The organism is Stenotrophomonas sp. HMWF003, from assembly GCF_003061285.1.
Classification (GTDB): domain Bacteria; phylum Pseudomonadota; class Gammaproteobacteria; order Xanthomonadales; family Xanthomonadaceae; genus Stenotrophomonas; species Stenotrophomonas maltophilia_AP.
The window spans coordinates 24,116-26,912 of sequence record NZ_QAIW01000365.1 but is presented as its reverse complement, the minus strand read 5'-3'; the positions used below and the strand labels follow the sequence as shown (position 1 = coordinate 26,912).

Annotated in this window: 3 protein-coding genes; 2 read left to right on the top strand and 1 reads right to left on the bottom strand. The window is 67.2% G+C overall.

The genetic code is table 11. The features are described from left to right. Both DBR34_RS15025 and DBR34_RS15020 read left to right on the top strand, forming a co-directional pair. The coding region (locus DBR34_RS15025) for a c-type cytochrome (RefSeq protein ID WP_128097391.1) at nt 1-240 on the top strand (240 nt) is incomplete at its 5' end. A 9-nt stretch (nt 241-249) separates the two neighbouring features. Then, nucleotides 250-711 (top strand): cytochrome c, encoded by a 462-nt coding sequence (locus DBR34_RS15020; protein WP_128097390.1) that lies wholly within the window; start codon nt 250-252, stop codon nt 709-711. Between the two features lie 272 nt (nt 712-983). On the opposite strand, the gene DBR34_RS15015 is transcribed toward DBR34_RS15020, so the two are convergent. Next, nucleotides 984-2,797 (bottom strand): ATP-binding cassette domain-containing protein (locus DBR34_RS15015; protein WP_128097394.1); only part of this gene is annotated, 1,814 nt, incomplete at its 5' end.

The following is a 2,797-nucleotide window of genomic DNA, read 5'->3' as shown; positions in this document are numbered from 1 at the left end:
GACAATGGCCGGGTACTCGCCTACACCTGCCAGGGGTGCCACGGCATCACCGGCTACAAGAACGCCTACCCCAGCTACAGAGTGCCCAAGATTGGTGGGCAGACCCAGCAGTACCTCAGCCAGGCGCTGAGCGAGTACCGCCAGGGCAAGCGCAAGCATCCGACGATGCAGGCGCAGTCCATGAGTTTCAGCGAACAGGAGATCGCCGATCTCGCTGTTTACCTGTCCACCGTCAAGTAAGCACCGCCCATGACGAAAGCCGCGCCCTTCAAGCGTTATGCCATCGCCCTGTCCGTTGCCCTGCTGCTGGCTGCGTGTTCGCAGTCGCAGGTGGAAAACAGCGCAGATTCCGCCGCCGACCCGGGCCACGCCAGTGGCGAGCACGGGTCCGGCTCATCGGCCGGCCTACCCACCGGACGCATCGCCGCCGGCGAAGCCCGCGCCCAGGTCAAGGGCAAGGCCACCGGCCAGAGCTGCATCGACTGCCACGGCGCCGACGGCAACAAGCCGATCGACGCGACCTACCCGAAGCTGGGTGGGCAGTACGGTGACTACCTGGCCCACGCATTGCAGGCCTACCGCGCCGGCGACCGCCAGCACGCGTTGATGACCCCGCAGGCGACCGACCTGAGCGATCAGGACATCGCCGACCTGGCCGCGTACTTCGGCTCACGGCCGACCCAGCTGCGGGATCTGCACGGGTTGAAGTGACCGCGGGCGCCCGGTGTCTGGGCGGGTGGGTCGTGCAGCCACGCATGGCGTGGCTCTACCTGGGGTGGTGAGCCGACCGGGCTGGCTGGTTGTGCAGCCACGCATGGCGTGGCTCTACCCGGGTTGTTGAGCGGGTAGAGCCGACCGTTGGTCGGCTGCGTCCGCCAGGCGCCATGAACACCCACCCGGTAGAGCCGACCGTTGGTCGGCTGCGTTTCGTCTGGCGCGATGCACGTGTGGTCCGAGCCGGGCAGAGCCCGGCTCTACGGGGGTCACGCGTCCAGTTCTTCCCAGCGCGCGTATGCGGCATCCAGCTCGGCCTGCACCTTGGCAAGCTTCGCGTTGTGGGCGGCCATGTCGGGCGCGCTGCGCTGGTAGAACGCCGGGTCGTTCATCGCGGCGGTGAGGCCTTCGACGTCCTTCTCCAGGGTCTCGATCTTCAGCGGCAGCTGTTCCAGTTCGCGTGCGTCCTTGTAGCTGAGCTTGCGCTTGGCAGCGGCCGGCTCGGCCGGTGCTGCAGCAACCAGGGCGGCCGGCTTGCCCGCCACCACCGGTGCCGCGGCAGCCGCCGCCGCCACGCGCTCGGCCTGGCGCTGCCAGTCGCTGTAGCCACCGATGTACTCGCCCACCACGCCGTCGCCTTCCATCACCATCGTGGAGGTCACCACGTTGTCGAGGAAGTCACGGTCATGGCTGACCAGCAGCAAGGTGCCGCTGTAATCGCTGAGCAGCTCTTCCAGCAGTTCCAGCGTTTCCACGTCCAGGTCGTTGGTCGGTTCGTCCATCACCAGCAGGTTGGACGGCTGCGCGAACAGCTTGGCCAGCAGCAGGCGGTTGCGCTCGCCACCGGACAGGCGGGTGATCGGCGCGCGGGCGCGCTCGGGCGAGAACAGGAAGTCCTGCAGGTAGGCATGCACATGCTTGCGCTTGCCGTTGAACTCGATGAAATCGCGGCCTTCGGCCACGTTCTCGATCGCGGTCCAGTCTTCGCGCAGCACCGCGCGGTACTGGTCGAAGTAGGCGATCTGCAGGTTGGTGCCGGCGCGCACTTCGCCGCTCTGCGGCTGCAGGTCGCCCAGCAGCAGCTTCAGCAGCGTGGTCTTGCCGCTGCCGTTGGGACCGATCAGGCCGATCCGGTCGCCACGCAGGATGACGGTACTAAAGTCCTTGACCATCACGCGTTCGCCAAAGGCGAAGGAGATGTCCTTGACGTCGATGACCTTCTTGCCGGAATTCTCCGCCTGCGCCGCTTCCATGCGCACGTTGCCGCCCAGTTCGCGGCGCTGCGACCGATCATTGCGCATCGCCTTGAGGCGACGCACGCGGCCTTCGTCGCGGGTGCGGCGGGCCTTGATGCCCTGGCGGATCCAGATTTCTTCCTGGGCCAACAGCTTGTCGAAGCGCGCGTTTTCCTGCGCCTGCGCATTGAGGCGTTCTTCGCGGCGGCGTTCGTAGTTGGCCCAGTCGCCCGGCCAGCTGGTGACCTGGCCACGGTCGATCTCGACGATGCGGGTGGCCAGTGCGCGCAGGAAGCGACGGTCATGGGTGACGAACACCACGCTGCCGTTCCAGTTCTTGAGGAACATTTCGAGCCAGTCGATGGCTTCGATGTCCAGGTGGTTGGTCGGTTCGTCGAGCAGCAGCAGGTCCGGCGAGGACACCAGCGCGCGGCCGAGCAGCACGCGGCGCTTCATGCCGCCGGACAGGCGCGCGAATTCGGCTTCGCCGTCCAGGTCAAGCTTGGTCAGGGTTTCGCTGACGCGCTGGTCCAGGCCCCAGCCGTTGGCGGCGTCGATCTTGGCCTGCACGGCCGACAGGGCATCGCCGTCGAACTCGTCGGCCATGCTCAGGTGATGGAACTCGGCCAGCCACTGGCCCAGCTCGCCCAGGCCATCGGCCACCACGTCGAACACGCTGCCGGCGGCACCGTGCGGGACTTCCTGTTCCAGGCGGGTGATGCGCCCCCCCTGCTGCACGCGGACTTCTCCGTCGTCGGGCTTGTGGTCGCCGGACAGCAGCTTGAGCAGGGTCGATTTGCCGGCGCCATTGCGGCCGATCAGGGCGATACGCTCGCCCGGCTCGATCG